Annotated in this window: 15 protein-coding genes; 6 read left to right on the forward strand and 9 right to left on the reverse strand. The window is 72.8% G+C overall.

The genetic code is table 11. From position 1 onward, the window contains the following. Positions 1 to 46: 46 nt before the first annotated feature. The gene (locus M3185_RS03975; RefSeq protein ID WP_251332381.1) at positions 47 to 472 is read right to left on the reverse strand and encodes a hypothetical protein; all 426 of its coding nucleotides are present in this window, start codon (positions 470 to 472) and stop codon (positions 47 to 49) included. A 513-nt stretch (positions 473 to 985) separates the two neighbouring features. Here M3185_RS03975 and M3185_RS03980 point away from each other — a divergent pair. Further along, entirely contained in the window at positions 986 to 1234 is a 249-nt protein-coding gene (locus M3185_RS03980) for a hypothetical protein (protein WP_251332382.1), read from the forward strand. A 64-nt stretch (positions 1235 to 1298) separates the two neighbouring features. Here M3185_RS03980 and M3185_RS03985 read toward each other — a convergent pair whose 3' ends face one another. From M3185_RS03985 to M3185_RS04010, 6 genes are all read right to left on the reverse strand, one after another. Further along, the gene (locus M3185_RS03985) at positions 1299 to 2090 is read right to left on the reverse strand and encodes a ZIP family metal transporter (RefSeq protein ID WP_251332383.1); all 792 of its coding nucleotides are present in this window, start codon (positions 2088 to 2090) and stop codon (positions 1299 to 1301) included. Positions 2091 to 2204: 114 nt separating this feature from the next. Further along, a complete protein-coding gene (locus M3185_RS03990) occupies positions 2205 to 2570 on the reverse strand; it encodes a metal-sulfur cluster assembly factor (RefSeq protein ID WP_251332384.1) in 366 nt (121 codons plus the stop codon). Between the two features lie 41 nt (positions 2571 to 2611). Next, positions 2612 to 3373, reverse strand: coding sequence for a Fe-S cluster assembly ATPase SufC (gene sufC / locus M3185_RS03995; protein ID WP_251332385.1), 762 nt, complete (start codon positions 3371 to 3373; stop codon positions 2612 to 2614). Positions 3374 to 3411: 38 nt separating this feature from the next. After that, positions 3412 to 4614, reverse strand: coding sequence for a Fe-S cluster assembly protein SufD (gene sufD, locus M3185_RS04000; RefSeq protein ID WP_251332498.1), 1203 nt, complete (start codon positions 4612 to 4614; stop codon positions 3412 to 3414). Between the two features lie 157 nt (positions 4615 to 4771). Next, complete coding sequence (gene sufB / locus M3185_RS04005; RefSeq protein WP_251332386.1) at positions 4772 to 6226, reverse strand: Fe-S cluster assembly protein SufB; 1455 nt, start codon at positions 6224 to 6226, stop codon at positions 4772 to 4774. Then, a complete protein-coding gene (locus M3185_RS04010; RefSeq protein ID WP_251332387.1) occupies positions 6219 to 7010 on the reverse strand; it encodes a helix-turn-helix transcriptional regulator in 792 nt (263 codons plus the stop codon). Before M3185_RS04010 ends, sufB begins: the two co-directional genes overlap by 8 nt. 235 nt (positions 7011 to 7245) lie before the next feature. Between M3185_RS04010 and M3185_RS04015 the strand changes: the two genes are divergently transcribed. From M3185_RS04015 to M3185_RS04025, 3 genes are all read left to right on the forward strand, one after another. Then, a complete protein-coding gene (locus tag M3185_RS04015; protein WP_251332388.1) occupies positions 7246 to 8253 on the forward strand; it encodes an ABC transporter ATP-binding protein in 1008 nt (335 codons plus the stop codon). Next, entirely contained in the window at positions 8250 to 9038 is a 789-nt protein-coding gene (locus M3185_RS04020; RefSeq protein ID WP_251332389.1) for an ABC transporter permease, read from the forward strand. Before M3185_RS04015 ends, M3185_RS04020 begins: the two co-directional genes overlap by 4 nt. A gap of 85 nt (positions 9039 to 9123) precedes the next feature. Further along, the gene (locus tag M3185_RS04025; RefSeq protein WP_251332390.1) at positions 9124 to 10149 is read left to right on the forward strand and encodes a COX15/CtaA family protein; all 1026 of its coding nucleotides are present in this window, start codon (positions 9124 to 9126) and stop codon (positions 10147 to 10149) included. Between the two features lie 31 nt (positions 10150 to 10180). Here the strand turns inward: M3185_RS04025 and M3185_RS04030 are convergent, their stop codons facing one another. Then, on the reverse strand, positions 10181 to 11098 hold the full coding sequence (locus M3185_RS04030; protein WP_251332391.1) for a dihydrodipicolinate synthase family protein: 918 nt from the start codon (positions 11096 to 11098) through the stop codon (positions 10181 to 10183). Between the two features lie 84 nt (positions 11099 to 11182). Beyond that, positions 11183 to 12079 (reverse strand): heme o synthase, encoded by an 897-nt coding sequence (locus tag M3185_RS04035; protein ID WP_251332499.1) that lies wholly within the window; start codon positions 12077 to 12079, stop codon positions 11183 to 11185. Positions 12080 to 12494: 415 nt separating this feature from the next. On the opposite strand from M3185_RS04035, the gene tkt reads away from it, so the two are divergent. Together tkt and tal are read left to right on the forward strand one after the other, a co-directional pair. After that, entirely contained in the window at positions 12495 to 14627 is a 2133-nt protein-coding gene (gene tkt / locus M3185_RS04040; RefSeq protein WP_251332392.1) for a transketolase, read from the forward strand. 50 nt (positions 14628 to 14677) lie between these two features. Further along, the gene (gene tal, locus M3185_RS04045) at positions 14678 to 15784 is read left to right on the forward strand and encodes a transaldolase (protein WP_251332393.1); all 1107 of its coding nucleotides are present in this window, start codon (positions 14678 to 14680) and stop codon (positions 15782 to 15784) included. Positions 15785 to 15824: the final 40 nt, after the last annotated feature.

Consider the following 15824-nt stretch of genomic DNA (forward strand, 5'->3'; position numbering starts at 1 on the left):
GCACGTCTGACAGCGCGGCACGTCCGCGGGCGCGGTGCGCCCGGGGTCAGCCGCGGGGACGGTCCTGGGGCCCGGAGTCCCGCTCGGGCCGGACGTCACGGTCCCGCCCGGGCCCGCCGTCGGACCCGGAGTCCTCCCCGTCCGGGTCGAGCGCCGCGGCCTCCTGCCGGTGGCTCTCCGCCTCCTGGCGGACCCGGTCGGCCTCCTCGGCCCGCCGCCGGGCGTCCTGCTCGAGGCGGTCGGCCTCGATGCGGGCCTTCTCGGCCTCGGCCAGGGCCGCGTCGGCGTCCGCCTTGCGCTCGCGGGCCGCGAGGGACTCCTCCTGGCTGCGGCCGCGGAGGTCGGCGGCGCGCTGCCGGTTCTCGCGCTGCGCCACGGCGTGGCGCTCCTTCTTCTTGCGGGTCCCGACCAGCGCCACGACGATGACCGCCAGCACGGCGACGGCCACCACGATCCAGATCCAGGGCTCCATGGGACTCTCCTCCTCGGTCGGCCCTGCGGTCCGCCCCCGTCGGGAAACCGCACGAGCTCGTGCCAGCCGCGGGGCTGACCGTTGCCAGTTCAACATTGCGGGACGGGTGCTGTCCATCACTTCGGCGGCCCGTCCCACCGGCCGGGTCCCACGGTCCCGGGCGCTCAGGACGGCTCGGGCCCGGGGCGCGGCGTCGTCGCACGTCAGACCGGCGGAACGGCGGAGGACACCCGGGGACCGGCCTCGGCGCCCCGCGCGAAGGCCGCGGCAGTGCCCGCGCACGCCGGGCTCCGCGCCGAATGTGTCAGGGACTGCTCGCCCACCGGCCGCGACGGGACGCCGGGCGCACGGCCGCGGCCGGCGCTCCGCCGACGACCGCGGGGCCGGCCCACCGGAGCGGTGCAGTCATGATCCGTTATGCACCGCCGAGGAGCGTGTGCGTTCGTCACACTCCAGTACGTTGGGACCAGCCCGCGGGACGGACCCGCAGCCGATCCGACAGGAGACCGCCGCATGGCGCACATCAACTACGCCGGCCAGCAGCACCACATCCCCGACGAGGAATTCGGGCGTTACCGGGAGGAGATCCGCCAGGCGCTCGCCGACGATCGCGCGTCGGAGCTGGCGCTGGTGGACGAGGACGGGGACACCAGCGTCCTGTTCATCTCGCGGGGGATCCCCGTCTCGATCCACACCTGGGACCTCGCCATGCCTTCGGACATGCCGCCCCTGCCGCCCGATCCGGCCAGCCCGTTCATCTGATCCCGCGGACCGCTTCCCGCCCGGGCCGGCGGCCTCCGCGAGGCCGCCGGGCGGGTGCGGCGGTTCAGGCCAGCGACAGCGCGAACGACAGCACGAAGCCCGCGGCCGTGCTCAGCGCCACCGCCGGCCCGCCGTGCTCGTAGGCCTCCGGCATCAGGGTGTCCGCCAGCGAGGCGATCACCGCCCCGGCGGCGAAGGCCAGCGGCACGGAGATCGTCGCGGGGTCGCTGCTGGAGAGGGGGCCCGCCCCGACCACCACGGCGGCGGCCAGCAGCACGGCGCACACCAGCCACAGCCCGACGGCCTTGCCGCTGGCCATGCCCTGCTCGCGCATCGACGCCGATCCCACCAGCGCCTCGGGGAAGTTGGAGACGAAGATGGCCGCCAGCAGGGCCAGCCCGCCGGTCCCCTCGCCCAGGGCGACGCCCAGCGCCACGTTCTCCGGCACGCCATCGAGGGTGACGGCCGCCAGCAGGGCCAGTCCGGCGGCACCCCGCGCGGACGCGGCCGTCGGGGCGTGCTCGGTGGAGGCGGCGTCCGGGTCCAGCTTGGCGCTGCCCTGCTGCTTCTCGGCGTCCCGGGAGCCGCGGCCGGGCTGCGCCCACCGGTCCAGCAGAGCGCTGAGGGCCGTGAAGACCACGGCACCGGCGAACAGCCCGATGACGGCGCGCCAGATCCCGCCCTGCTCGTAGGCGTCCTCGAACAGCTCGAAGGCCAGCGCGGTGATGAGGGCCCCGGCGGCGAAGGACAGCAGGATCGCCAGCACGCGCTTCGGCAGCTCGAAGCGCACCCCGATCAGCGCCCCGATGACGAGGGCGCTGGAGGCGACGACGCCGAACAGCAGGGACTGTCCCATGGCGTCAGTGTAGGAGCCGGAGCCCGGGCGGGGAGCAGAAGCCGGAAAAAGAAGCGGCGGCGCCCCGCCCACCTCGAGAGGTGGGCGGGGCGCCGCCGCTGCGAGGAGGGCCGGTCAGATGTTGAAGCCCAGGGCGCGCATCTGGTCGCGGCCGTCCTCGGTGATCCGCTCGGGACCCCACGGCGGCATCCAGACCCAGTTCACGCGCCACTCGTCGATCATGGGGCCCAGGTTCTGCTCGACCTGGTCCTCGATGACGTCCTGCAGCGGGCAGGCGGCGGTGGTGAGGGTCATGTCGAGCACCAGGGCGCCGTCCTCGGCCCACCTGCTGCCGTAGAGCAGGCCCAGGTCCACGATGTTGACGCCGAGCTCGGGGTCGATGACGTTCATCAGCGCGTCCTCGATCTCCTCCTGGGAGATCCGGCCCGCAGGGGCCTCGTCGGGCTGCGCGGCAGTCGTCTCAGCGGGGGTTTCGGCCATGGCTGGCCTCCTTTCGCGGGGTGCGAGAAGCGGGGACGGGCTTACTTGGCCTGGGCCAGGTAGCGGTCGTAGCCCTCTTCCTCGAGCCGGTCGGCGAGCTCGGGCCCGCCCTCGTCGACGACGCGGCCGTCGGCGAACACGTGCACGAACTGCGGCTTGATGTAGCGCAGGATGCGGGTGTAGTGGGTGATGAGCATGACGCCCATGTCGTTGTTCTCCAGGGCGCGGTTGACGCCCTCGGAGACGACCTTGAGGGCGTCGACGTCGAGGCCGGAGTCGGTCTCGTCGAGCAGGGCCACCTTGGGCTTGAGCAGCTCGAGCTGGAGGATCTCGTGGCGCTTCTTCTCGCCGCCGGAGAAGCCCTCGTTGACGTTGCGCTGGATCATCTCGGGGGCGATCTTCAGCTGCTCCATGGCCGCCTTGACGTCCTTGGTCCAGGTGCGCAGCGAGGGGGCCTCGCCGTCGATCGCCGTCTTGGCGGTGCGCAGGAAGTTGGAGGTCGTCACCCCGGGGATCTCGACCGGGTACTGCATGGCCAGGAACAGGCCGGCGCGGGCGCGCTCGTCGACGGACATCTCCAGGACGTTCTCGCCGTCGAGGAGGACCTCGCCGGAGTCGACGACGTACTTGGGGTGGCCCGCGATGGTGGAGGCCAGGGTGGACTTGCCGGAGCCGTTGGGGCCCATGATGGCGTGGACCTCGCCCGAGTTGATGGTCAGGTTGACGCCCTTGAGGATCGGCTTCGTCGTCTCGTCGTCGAGCACGACGGACGCGTGCAGGTCCTTGATCTCGAGAGTTGCCATGAATGGTTCTCCTGTGGTCGAAAAGAGTGCGGGAAAGGTCAGTGGTTCGCGGAGGCGAGCTCGTCCTCGACGGCCTGGCGCAGCCGGGCCTCGATGTCCTCGACGCCGATCTGCTGGAGGATCTCGAAGAGGAAGCCGCGGACCACGAGCCGGCGCGCCTCGTCCTCGGGGATGCCCCGGGACATGAGGTAGTACAGGTGCTCGTCGTCCAGCTGCCCCGTGGTGGAGGCGTGGCCGGCGCCGGCGATGAGGCCGGTCTCGATCTCCAGGTTCGGCACCGAGTCCATCCGGGGGCCGTCGCCGAGGATCAGGTTGCGGTTGAGCTCGTAGGTGTCGGTGCCCTCCGCGGTGGCGCGGATCAGGACGTCGCCCACCCACACGCCGTGCGCGTTCTCGCCCTGCAGCGCGGACTTGTAGGTCACCCGCGAGGTGCAGTTGGGTTGGGAGTGGTCCACGAACAGCCGGGACTCCAGGTGCTGGCCGGCGTCCACGAAGGTCAGCCCGTACATCTCCACCGAGGCGCCGGGGGCGCCGAAGCGGGTGGAGGGGGTGACGCGCACGAGGCTGCCGCCGAGGGAGACCAGGACGTGCTTGAACGCGGCGCCGCGGCCGAGGAGCGCCTGCTGGGCGGAGGCGTGCACGGCGTCGTCGTCCCACTCCTGGAGGGTCACGACGGTGAGGCTGGCGGAGTCGCCCACCCGGAACTCGACGTTCTGCGAGAGCACGGCGGAGCCGTGGTGGCGCAGGACCACGAGCGCCCGGGAGAACGGCTCGGCGTCGATCACCAGGTGCTGGGCCGCCGGGGTGGCGTCGGAGCCCTGGATGTCGACGAGGACCGGGGCCTCGATCGAGGCCTCCTGGGGCACGGTCACCACGGTGGCCTCGGCGAAGGAGCTCCACGCGTTCGCGGAGACCCGGTCCTCGGGGATGCCGGCGGAGCCCACGCGGGCGTCGTCGCGGCCCACGGTCTCCACGCGCACGGGGGCGGGCGCGTCCACCACGACGGCGGGCGCCGGGCCGGTGAGGGCGTCGGCGTGCAGGCCCTTGAGCCGCTTGAGCGGGGTGAACCGGAAGTCCTCCTCCCGGCCCGTCAGCGGCGCGAAGTCCGCCACGTCGTAGGAGGTGTGGCGCCCGGCGCGGGAGGAGTCCGGGCCCTCGGCGCTGCCGCCGCGGGCGGACTCCCGCACGAGGGTGTCGTTCTCGACCTTGTCCCGGGCGAGGCGCTCGCCCTCCTGGTCCATCCCGGGGATGGCCACGCGGCGGTCGCCGACGGGGACCCCGTCGACCTTCTCCGCGAGGACGTCCTTGGCCGTCTCCACGGCCTTCTCGGCCACGGTGGTGGCCGCGGAGGCCGCGGCCTCCGCGGCGTTGCGAATCGTTTCGTTCAGCTTGGGCATGTCAGCCAACGGATCCTTCCATCTGCAGTTCGATGAGGCGGTTCAGTTCCAGCGCGTACTCCATGGGCAGCTCGCGGGCGATGGGCTCCACGAAGCCGCGCACGATCATCGCCATGGCCTCGTCCTCGGCCAGGCCGCGCTGCATCAGGTAGAACAGCTGCTCCTCGGACACGCGGGAGACGGTCGCCTCGTGGCCCATCGTGACGTCGTCCTCGCGGATGTCGACGTACGGGTAGGTGTCGGAGCGCGAGATCGTGTCGACCAGCAGGGCGTCGCAGACCACGTTCGACTTCGAGCCGTGGGCGCCCTCGCGGACCTGGACCAGGCCGCGGTAGGCGGCGCGGCCGCCGTTGCGGGCCACGGACTTCGAGACGATCGACGACGACGTGTTCGGGGCGATGTGCACCATCTTGGAGCCGGTGTCCTGGTGCTGGCCCTCGCCGGCGAACGCGATCGAGAGGGTCTCCCCGCGAGCGTGCTCCCCCGTCATGTAGACGGCCGGGTACTTCTGGGTGACCTTCGAGCCGATGTTGCCGTCGATCCACTCCATGGTGGCGCCCTCGTGGGCGATCGCGCGCTTGGTGACGAGGTTGTACACGTTGTTCGACCAGTTCTGGATGGTCGTGTAGCGCACGCGGGCGTTCTTCTTGACGATGATCTCAACGACGGCGGAGTGCAGCGAGTCGGTCTTGTAGATCGGCGCGGTGCAGCCCTCGATGTAGTGGACGTAGGAGTCCTCGTCCGCGATGATCAGGGTCCGCTCGAACTGGCCCATGTTCTCGGTGTTGATCCGGAAGTAGGCCTGCAGCGGGATCTCGACGTGCACGCCCTTGGGGACGTAGACGAAGGAGCCGCCCGACCACACGGCGGTGTTCAGCGCGGCGAACTTGTTGTCGCCCACCGGGATGACGGTGCCGAAGTACTCCTGGAAGAACTCGGGGTGCTCCCGCAGCGCGGTGTCGGTGTCCATGAAGATGACGCCCTGCGCCTCGAGGTCCTCGCGGATCTGGTGGTAGACCACCTCGGACTCGTACTGGGCGGCGACGCCGGCGACCAGGCGCCCGCGCTCGGCCTCGGGGATGCCGAGCTTCTCGTAGGTGTTGCGGATGTCCTCGGGGAGGTCCTCCCAGGACTGGGCCTGCTTCTCGGTGGAGCGCACGAAGTACTTGATGTTGTCGAAGTCGATCCCGGACAGGTCCGCGCCCCAGGTGGGCATGGGCTTGCGGTCGAAGAACTTCAGGCCCTTGAGGCGCAGCTCGGTCATCCACTCGGGCTCGCTCTTCTTGGCCGAGATGTCGCGGACGACCTCCTCGTTGATGCCGCGCCGGGCGGAGGAGCCGGCGACGTCGGGGTCGGCCCAGCCGTACTCGTAGGTGCCGATGCCCTCGAGCTCGGGGTTCTTCTCCAGGATGTCGGCGATGACGGTGTCGTTGCCGCTGGCGATCTGTTCAGTCATGACGGCCTTCCTCAGTGGTGTGGTCCGTGGTCGGGTCTGTGGCGATCGGGGAATCGGTGGGGCGCGGGGCGGGCCGGGCGAGGGGCACGTGCGTGGTGCACACGTGGGCGCCGGCGGCCTGGGTGGACAGGCGGCGGACGTCCGTGCCGAGCAGCCGCGCGATCAGCTCGGTCTCGAGCTCGCAGAACTGCGGGTAGCGGGCGGCGAGCTCGCGGACGGGGCAGTGGCCCTGGCACAGCTGGGCGGAGACGATGGTCCGCCGGTCCCCGCGGCCCACGGCCACCTCGTTGGTGGAGGCGGCGAAGCCGTCCTGGGCCAGCAGCCCCACGAGCACGGGCAGGCGGTCGGCGACGTCCTCCCCGGCGGCCTCGACCACCGGGCGGTAGGCGGCCTCGAGCCGGTCCACCCGCTCCTGGATGAACGCGCGCACGGCCTCGGGACCCGCGGCGCGGCGGATCGCCTCCAGGGCGTCCGTGGCTATCTCGAGGTAGTCGTCGCCGAGCTTGGCGTGGCCCTCGGGGGCGACGACGTAGCGGCGGGCGGGGCGCCCGGCGCCGCCCGCACGGCGGCGGACCATGGTGACCTCGATGTAGTGCTGCTGCTCGAGCGCGTCCAGGTGGCGGCGCACGGCGGCCGGGGTCAGCTCCAGCATCTCGCCGAGGTCGGCGGCGGAGACCGGCCCGTGCTCCAGGACGGCGCCGAGCACGCGGGAGCGGGTGTTCTCCTCCTGCTCCGCCCGCGGGCCGGAGCGGATGCGGCTCCGGGGGTCCGTGGTCTGAGTCATGGATGGGCCGTGCGCTTCCTGGTCGGGGGTGAGGAACGTCGTGGTGCGGGCGGGAGCGGTGGCACCCGGGGGCACTGAATACACAACCGAAGTATGTCGTTATTCATTCCATCGCTGCCAGTAAGCCCTGCCTTACCGGGCGGGGCGGCCACAAAGACGACTTACTCATAATAACCCCTGCGGGGGTGCGGACCAAGGGCGCGGGGGCACCGGCGCGCCGCACTACACTGGTCCGGTGCCCGCCCAGAGTTCCCCCGCCCCGTCGCCGACGGCAGCGCTGTCGATCGACCGCCTCGTCAAGGAGTTCCCGGCGCGCCGCCGCCGCCCCGCCCCCGGGCCGGGTGCCGCCCGGGCGGAGGTGGTGCAGGCGGTCGACGGGCTGTCCCTGACCGCCCGCCACGGCGAGGTCACGGCCCTGCTGGGGCCCAACGGCGCGGGCAAGACCACCACCCTGGAGTGCGCCCAGGGCCTGCAGCGGCCCACCTCCGGCACGGTCCGGCTGCTCGGGCAGGACCCGTGGCGGGCCTCCCCGGCGCTGCGGGCGCGGGTGGGCGTGATGCTGCAGGACGGCGGGCTGCCCCAGGCGGTGCGCCCGCTGGAGCTGCTGCGCCACGTCGCCTCCCTCTACCGCGCCCCCCGGGACATGGACGAGCTCGTGGAGCGGCTGGGCATCGCGAGCTTCGACCGCACCGTGGTCCGCCGGCTCTCCGGCGGCCAGCGCCAGCGCGTGGCCCTGGCGGCGGCGCTCGCGGGCGACCCGGAGGTCGTCTTCCTCGACGAGCCCTCGGCGGGGATGGACCCGCAGTCCCGCAACATCGTCTTCGACCTGGTCCAGCAGCTGCGCCGCGAGGGCGTGTGCATCATCCTCACCACGCACCTGCTCGACGACGCCCAGCGCCTCGCCGACCAGGTCTACATCGTCGACCACGGGCGGGTCATGGCCCAGGGCTCGGTGGCCGAGCTGGTCGCCCCCGGGGCGGACGCCCCGGCCGTGCTGGCCCTCACCCTCGCCCCCGGGCAGGTGGGCGCCGGTCCCTTCCCCTGGGACGCGCCGGAGTTCGCCGGCATCCAGACCACCCGCACCGAGCGCACCGTGACGCTGACCGGCCCCCTGACCCCCGTGCTGCTCGAGGCCGTGACCCGGTGGATCACCACGACCGGCACGATGCCCGAGGCCCTGTCCCTGCAGCCGCGCACCCTCGAGGACGTCTTCCTCGACATCTCCGGACGGGAGATCCGATGACTCCGCCGACCACCGCCCCGGCCACGCCCGCCGTCCGCACGCCCGCCCCCCTGGCCCGCCGCGTCGCCGCGCAGGCCCGGTTCGAGGCGATGGCGATGCTGCGCAACGGGGAGCAGCTGCTGCTGCTGGTCGTCCTGCCGCTCATGGCGCTGGCCGCCCTGACCCTCACCGGCCTGCTGGACGGCGTGGTCCCCGCGGGCGCCACCCGCGTGGACGTGGCGGTGCCGGGGGTGCTCGCCCTGTGCGTGCTCTCCAACGCGTTCTCCGGCCAGGGCATCCAGACCGGCTTCGACCGCCGCTACGGGGTGCTGCGGTTCCTCTCGACCACCCCGCTGGGCCGCGGCGGGCTGATCGCCGGCAAGCTGCTGGCCATCCTCGCGGTGCTCGTCGTCCAGTACGTGCTCGTCGCCGCCGTGGGCGCGGCCCTGGGCTGGCGCCCGGAGCCCGCCGCCGTCCTGCTCTCGGTCCCGGTGCTGCTGCTGGGCGCCGCGACCTTCACGGGCCTGGGGCTGCTGCTGGCGGGCACGGTCCGGGCGGAGGCCACCCTCGCGGTGACGAACCTCGTGTGGGTGCTGCTCGCGGCCGTGGGCGGCACGCTGTTCCCGGCCACCACCCTCCCGGCCGGGCCCGCCGGGCTCGTGGGCCTGCTGCCCTCCGGGGCCCTCGGCGCGGGCCTGCGCGAGACGTTCCTCACCGGGGCGCCCTCCCTGCTGCCGCTCCTGGTGCTCGCCGGCTGGGGCGCGGCCGCCTGGGCCGGGGCCGTGCGCTGGTTCCGCTGGAGCTGAGCCGGTGCCCGGGCGGGGACGGCCCCGGACCCCGATAAACTGGGCCGCGAGCCCTCCGCCCCGATCCCGTTCCGGAAGTGACACCATGACCCGCGCCCACGACCCCAGTGACGTCGACGTCCCCGAGCGCGGCAGCCGCCTGCTGCCGGCCCGGATCACCCCGTGGGTGCGGTGGCTCGCCGTCGCCTCCCTCGTGGCCAACGCCCTGCTCGTCCTCACGGGCGGGCTCGTGCGCCTCACCGGCTCGGGCCTGGGCTGCCCCACGTGGCCCCGCTGCACCGACGAGTCCTGGACGAACACCGCCGAGATGGGCGCGCACGGGATGATCGAGTTCGGCAACCGGCTGCTGACGTTCCTGCTCGCCGCCGTGGCCGTGCTGACCTTCCTGGCCGTGTGGCGGCTGCGCGCCCGGCACCGCGACCTCTTCCGGCTCGCCCTGCTCCTGGGCCTGGGCATCCCCCTGCAGGCCGTGGTCGGCGGGATCACCGTCCTGACCGGGCTCAACCCGTGGCTGGTGGGGATCCACTACCTCATCTCCGGGGCGATGATCGCCCTCGCCACCGTGCTGGTGAACCGCACCCGCCGGTACTCCCTGCCGGCCGTGCGCGACGCGGAGCGCCCGGGCCAGGCCTACGGGCACCGGCGCACCGTCCGCGCGCTCATGGCGGCCCTCGGCGTGCTGAGCACCCTGGTCCTCTACCTCGGCACCCTGGTGACCGGCACCGGCCCGCACGCCGGGGACGACACCAGCGTCCGGCACACCTTCGACGCCTACCTGATCACGCGCGCGCACGCCGTGCCGGTGTACCTCGTCGTCGTCACCGTGGTCGTCGGCCTGGTCCTGGCCCGGCGGCAGCGCTGGCCCGCGCCCGTGGCCTCGGCGCTCAACGCCGTGCTCGCCGTGCTCGTGCTGCAGGCCCTCATCGGCTACTACCAGTACTTCAACGGCGTGCCGGTCGTGGCGGTCGCCCTCCACCTCGTGGGCTCGGCCGTCCTCGTCTGGGCCGCCGCCCGGGCCGTGGAGAAGGGCTTCGCCGTGACCGGCACCCCCGCCCCGGTGCTCCGGGCCGGCGACGACGCCCGCGCCACCGGAGCGGCGGCCGGCCGCTGAGCCGGCCGCCGGACCCGGCCGGGCGCCCGCGTCAGGAACGGTCCTCGGGGGCCTCGTCGAGCAGCACCTCGACGGCCTCGGCCAGGCGCTGGCGGCTGGGCGAGGGGATCGGCAGCAGGGGCCGGCGGGGCGGGGCCGTGCTCACCCCGCACACCTCGGCCAGCGCGTAGAGGGAGCTGAGCGGGCGCTCCTGGCGCAGGATCTCCAGCAGCGGGGCCAGGGCGGTCTGCCACATCCGCACGGCCACCTCGTCCCCGTCCACGACCGCGGCGCGGAAGGCCGCGTACTGCCGCGGCAGCACCGCGGCCATCCCGGAGTGCCAGGCCGCCGTGTCCGGGGCCGCCTCGTGGATCAGCCGCTCCCCGCTCGCCCCGTGGGCGGTCCCCGGCGCGGCCAGTCCGGCGAACCGGCGCCGGCGCTCGGCGAAGCCCGCGGGCGAGTCCGCGGTGTCCTTGAAGGCGTGCACGTTCTCCAGCCAGGACAGCTCCGCGGCCAGCTCGACCGGGTAGGTGAAGCCCGTCGTCGTCGGGTTGTTGTAGATGCACACGGGCAGGGAGACGGCCGCGGCGACGGTCTCGACCTGGTCCGCGATCTCCTGGGAGACGAGCGGGATGTAGGACAGCGGGTTGAGCACCACCCCGTCCGCCCCGCCGCTCTCGGCGGCGTAGGCCATCTCGAGCACGTCGCGGGTGGTCATGGCGGAGATGCCGGCCCCCACGGGCACGCCGGAGCCGTGGGCCGCGCCGACCGCCACGCGGACGACCTCGGCGCGCTCCTGCGCGGAGAGGTAGGCGAAGCTGCCCGAGCTGCCGAGAACCACCACGCCGTCCACGCCCGAACGGACCAGCCGTCCGACGTAGCGCTCGAGGGACTCCAGGTCCAGCCGCCCACCCTGCTGGAACGGGGTGACCGGGTAGGCGATGAGCCCGGTGAACGACATGGTCAGCATGGGCCCATCCTAGGACCGGGGCGGCACCGCGCCCGGCCCGGGCGCCGCCGTGGCGCCGTGGACGCGGTGCCGCGGGCGCAGGTCTCAGAGGATGGGGCCGCCCACGAAGGGGTCGACGGCCAGGGCGAAGAACACGAAGGTGATGTAGGCGATCGAGCCGTGGAAGACGTACATCGCCTGCTTGTCCGTGGGCCGCCCGGCCACCGCCAGGGCGTGCAGCTTGTGGCTGTGCCACACGAACCACGTGCCCGAGGCCAGGGCCGTGAGCGCGTAGACCCAGCCGGCGCCGCCCACGGGGACCAGCAGCATCGAGCAGATCGCCGTGGCCCACGCGTAGAGGACCACCTGGCTGCCCACCGTGCGCGCGCTCGAGACCGCACCCAGCATGGGCACCCCGGCCCGGGAGTAGTCCTCGGCGTACTTCATGGACAGCGGCCAGTAGTGCGGCGGGGTCCAGAGGAAGATGAACAGGAAGAGGATCAGGGCGGGCCAGTCCAGTCCCCCGGTGACCGCCGCCCAGCCGATGAGCACGGGCATGCACCCGGCCACCCCGCCCCAGACGATGTTCTGGGCCGTGCGGCGCTTGAGCACGATCGAGTAGAAGACCGCGTAGAGGAAGATCGCCACCGCGCCCAGCACGCCGGCGAGCACGTTGACGCCCAAGGTCAGCCACGCGACGGACACGGCGGAGAGCACCCACGCGAAGACCAGGGCCTCGCGGTCGCCCACCTCGCCCGTGACGAGCGGGCGCTTGGCGGTGCGCTTCATCACCCGGTCCTCGTCGCGGTCGATGTAGCAGTTGAACGCGCCGGCCGCGCCGGCCGCGAGCGTGCCGCCCACGAGCGTGTTGAGGATCAGCCAGAAGTCGGGCATGCCCTGCTGGGCGAAGACCATCGTGGGGACCGTCGCCACGAGCAGCAGCTCGATGATGCGCGGCTTCATGAGGGCCACGTAGGCCCGCACCTTCCGGGAGACCGTCATCCGCCCCTCGGGGCGGGGGGCCGCCGCAACACCCGCGTGCTCGGTGCCGAGGGCCGATCGCCCCGCGGTGCCCGACGTCTCGAGTGAGTTCACAGAATCATTGCTCCCGGTTGCGGTGGTGTTCCCCGGCTCCGCGCACGAGGACGGCCCGGAGACGGTGCGGCGTCGGCACGGCGGCGGCCGCGCGTGGGTCACCGGTCGCGTGCGCGAGAGAAGGTCCTATACAGCATAGCGCGTGCCCACCGCAGGGGCCGCCCCGGAAGATGTCGGCGGACGGCGCGCAGGACCCGTCCGAAGGTGCTGTCGGTCACGTGCCGGAAATCCCTGTGACCTAAGCTGGACCCAGAGCACCGGCCCCGCGGCCGGTGACCGCTGCGCACGGCAGCGGATCCCAGCAGAAAGGGCCCCGATTTTCGTGACCGATCTTGATCAGAAGCTGACCTGGACCGAGCTGGACCAGCGCGCCGTGGACACGGTGCGGGTGCTGGCCGCGGACGCCGTGGAGAAGGTGGGCAACGGCCACCCCGGCACGGCCATGTCGCTGGCCCCGGCCGCGTACCTGCTCTTCCAGAAGGTCATGCGCCACGACCCGGCCGACGACCGGTGGACCGGCCGGGACCGGTTCATCCTCTCCCCCGGGCACACCTCCCTGACGCTGTACCTGCAGCTGTTCCTCTCCGGCTACGGCATGGAGCTCGAGGACATCGAGTCCCTGCGCACCTGGGGCTCCAAGACCCCGGGCCACCCCGAGTACCGCCACACCACCGGCGTGGAGATCACCACCGGCCCGTTGGGCCAGGGCCTGGCCTCGGCGGTGGGCTTCGCCTACGCCCAGCGCTACACCCGCGGCCTGTTCGACCCCGAGGCTCCTGCCGGGGAGTCCGTCTTCGACCACACGGTCTACGTCCTCGCCTCCGACGGGGACCTGCAGGAGGGCGTGACCTCCGAGGCGTCCTCGCTGGCCGGGGTCCAGGAGCTGGGCAACCTCGTGGTGATCTACGACCAGAACCACATCTCCATCGAGGACGACACCGACGTGGCGTTCACCGAGGACGTCCTGGCCCGCTACGAGGCCTACGGCTGGGACGTGGCCCGGGTGGACTGGACGAAGTCCGGCGACTACGTCGAGGACGTCGAGGAGCTCTACGCGGCCATCCGCGCGGCGAAGGCGCAGACCTCCAAGCCCTCGCTGATCGCCCTGCGCACGATCATCGGCTGGCCGGCGCCGAACAAGCAGAACACCGGCGGGATCCACGGCTCCAAGCTCGGGGCCGAGGAGGTCGCCGCGACCAAGGCCGTGCTGGGCTTCGACCCGGAGAAGTCCTTCCAGGTCGAGGACGAGGTGTTCGCCCACACCCGGGGCATCGCCGACCGGATGAAGCCGGTGCGCGAGGAGTGGGAGCGGCGGTTCCAGCAGTGGCGGGCGGACAACCCCGAGCGGGCGCGCCTCTACGACCGGATCCGCAACGAGGAGCTGCCCGAGGACTACCGCGACGCGTTCCCGGTGTTCGAAGCCGGCAAGGACGTGGCCACCCGCTCGGCGTCGGGGAAGGTGATCAACGCGATCGCCGACACCTTCCCCGAGCTGTGGGGCGGCTCCGCCGACCTGGCCGGGTCCAACAACACGACCATCGAGTCCGCCCCCTCCTTCATCCCGGCGGAGCGCTCCACGGCCAAGTGGACCGGCCACCCCTACGGGCGGGTGCTGCACTTCGGCATCCGCGAGCACGCCGCGGCGGCGATCGTCAACGGCATCGTGATGTCCTCCCAGACCCGGGCGTTCTCCGGCACGTTCCTGATCTTCTCCGACTACCAGCGCCCCGCCGTGCGCCTGGGCGCGCTGATGAAGGTCCCCTCCATCTACGTGTGGACCCACGACTCGATCGGCCTCGGCGAGGACGGCCCCACCCACCAGCCGGTGGAGCAGCTGTCCTCCCTGCGCGCGATCCCCGGCCTGGACGTGGTCCGCCCGGCCGACGCCAACGAGGTCGCCGTGGCCTGGCGCACGATCCTGGAGAACCGGCACGGCCCGGCCGGGATCGCCCTGACCCGCCAGAACGTGCCGACCTTCGCCCGCGAGGACCTCCACCCGGACGCGGAGGGCGAGCTGTTCGCCTCCGCCGAGGGCACCGCCCGCGGGGGCTACGTGCTGGTCGACGCCGAGGGCGGGGAGCCCGACGTGGTCCTCATCGGCACCGGCTCCGAGGTCGCCCTGGCCGTGGAGGCCCGCGCCCAGCTGGCCAAGCAGGGCGTGCGCGCCCGGGTGGTGTCCATGCCGTGCCGGGAGTGGTTCGACGCCCAGGACGCCGGCTACCGCGAGTCCGTGCTCCCGGCCGGGATCCGGGCGCGGGTGGCGGTGGAGGCCGGGATCGCCATGTCCTGGCGCGACCTGCTCGGCGACGCCGGGCGGGCCGTGTCCCTGGAGCACTTCGGGGAGTCCGCCGACTACCAGACGCTCTACCGCGAGTTCGGCATCACCGCCGAGGCCGTGGCCGCCGCCGCCCAGGACTCCATCGCCGCCGCCGCCGAGCGCGCGGCCGTCCGCTGAACGCCGCCCCGTCCTCCCGATCCCACAGAACCAGCAGAACTGAGAGACCCATGACCACCCCCACCAAGAAGCTCTCCGACGCCGGCGTCTCGATCTGGCTCGACGACCTCTCCCGCGAACGCCTCACCAGCGGCAACCTCCAGGCCCTGGTCGACGAGAAGGACGTCGTGGGCGTGACCACCAACCCGACGATCTTCGCCGCCGCCCTGGCCAAGCACGACGCCTACGAGGCGCAGGTCAAGGAACTGGCCGCGGCCGGCACGAGCGTGGACGAGGCCGTGCTGGCGATCACCACCGACGACGTGCGCGAGGCCTGCGACCTGTTCGCCCCGATCGCCGAGGCCACCCAGGGGGTGGACGGGCGGGTGTCCATCGAGGTGGACCCGCGCCTGGCGCAGGACGCCGAGGCCACCGCGGCCATGGCCCAGCGCCTGTCCCGGGCCATCGGCCGGGACAACGCGCTGATCAAGATCCCGGCCACCGAGGCCGGGCTGCCCTCGATCACCGCCACGATCGCCGAGGGCATCTCGGTGAACGTGACGCTGATCTTCTCCCTGGAGCGCTACCGCGCGGTCATCAACGCCTACCTGCTGGGCCTGGAGCAGGCCCTGGACAACGGCAAGGACCTGGCCGGGATCCACTCCGTGGCCTCGTTCTTCGTCTCCCGGGTGGACGCCGAGATCGACAAGCGCCTCGACGCGATCGGCACCGAGGAGGCGAAGGAGCTCAAGGGCAAGGCCGGGCTGGCCAACGCCCGGCTGGCCTACCAGGTCTACGAGCAGTCCCTGGACACCGAGCGCTGGGCGCGGCTGGCCGCGGCCGGGGCCCACGCCCAGCGCCCGCTGTGGGCCTCCACCGGGGTGAAGGACCCCGCCCTGCCCGACACCCTCTACGTCACCGGGCTGGTGGCCCCGAACACGGTCAACACCATGCCGGAGAAGACCCTGGAGGCGACCTTCGACCACGGCGAGGTCACCGGGGACACCATCACCGGCACCTACGAGGCCTCCAACGCGGTCCTCGACCAGCTCGCCGGGGTGGGGATCTCCTACGACGAGGTCGTCACCAAGCTCGAGGCCGAGGGCCTGACCAAGTTCGAGGACTCCTGGGCGGAGCTGCTGGAGACCGTCCGCGCCGCCCTCGACAACGCCCGCTGAGCGCCGGGTCCCCGCGTCCGTCCCGCAGCACGCCCCACCC

The sequence above is a fragment of the Kocuria rosea genome, from assembly GCF_023715525.1.
Classification (GTDB): domain Bacteria; phylum Actinomycetota; class Actinomycetes; order Actinomycetales; family Micrococcaceae; genus Kocuria; species Kocuria rosea_A.

Bases quoted from the DNA above. Each gene is read 5' to 3' on its own strand.
- sufB (WP_251332386.1), bottom strand. From the start codon at position 6,226: ATGACTGAACAGATCGCCAGCGGCAACGACACCGTCATCGCCGACATC.
- tal (WP_251332393.1), top strand. From the start codon at position 14,678: ATGACCACCCCCACCAAGAAGCTCTCCGACGCCGGCGTCTCGATCTGG.
- M3185_RS04030 (WP_251332391.1), bottom strand. From the start codon at position 11,098: ATGCTGACCATGTCGTTCACCGGGCTCATCGCCTACCCGGTCACCCCG.
- M3185_RS03975 (WP_251332381.1), bottom strand. From the start codon at position 472: ATGGAGCCCTGGATCTGGATCGTGGTGGCCGTCGCCGTGCTGGCGGTC.
- M3185_RS04025 (WP_251332390.1), top strand. From the start codon at position 9,124: ATGACCCGCGCCCACGACCCCAGTGACGTCGACGTCCCCGAGCGCGGC.
- M3185_RS03985 (WP_251332383.1), bottom strand. From the start codon at position 2,090: ATGGGACAGTCCCTGCTGTTCGGCGTCGTCGCCTCCAGCGCCCTCGTC.
- M3185_RS03990 (WP_251332384.1), bottom strand. From the start codon at position 2,570: ATGGCCGAAACCCCCGCTGAGACGACTGCCGCGCAGCCCGACGAGGCC.
- M3185_RS04035 (WP_251332499.1), bottom strand. From the start codon at position 12,079: ATGACGGTCTCCCGGAAGGTGCGGGCCTACGTGGCCCTCATGAAGCCG.
- M3185_RS04010 (WP_251332387.1), bottom strand. From the start codon at position 7,010: ATGACTCAGACCACGGACCCCCGGAGCCGCATCCGCTCCGGCCCGCGG.
- sufD (WP_251332498.1), bottom strand. From the start codon at position 4,614: ATGGACCAGGAGGGCGAGCGCCTCGCCCGGGACAAGGTCGAGAACGAC.
- sufC (WP_251332385.1), bottom strand. From the start codon at position 3,373: ATGGCAACTCTCGAGATCAAGGACCTGCACGCGTCCGTCGTGCTCGAC.
- M3185_RS03980 (WP_251332382.1), top strand. From the start codon at position 986: ATGGCGCACATCAACTACGCCGGCCAGCAGCACCACATCCCCGACGAG.
- M3185_RS04020 (WP_251332389.1), top strand. From the start codon at position 8,250: ATGACTCCGCCGACCACCGCCCCGGCCACGCCCGCCGTCCGCACGCCC.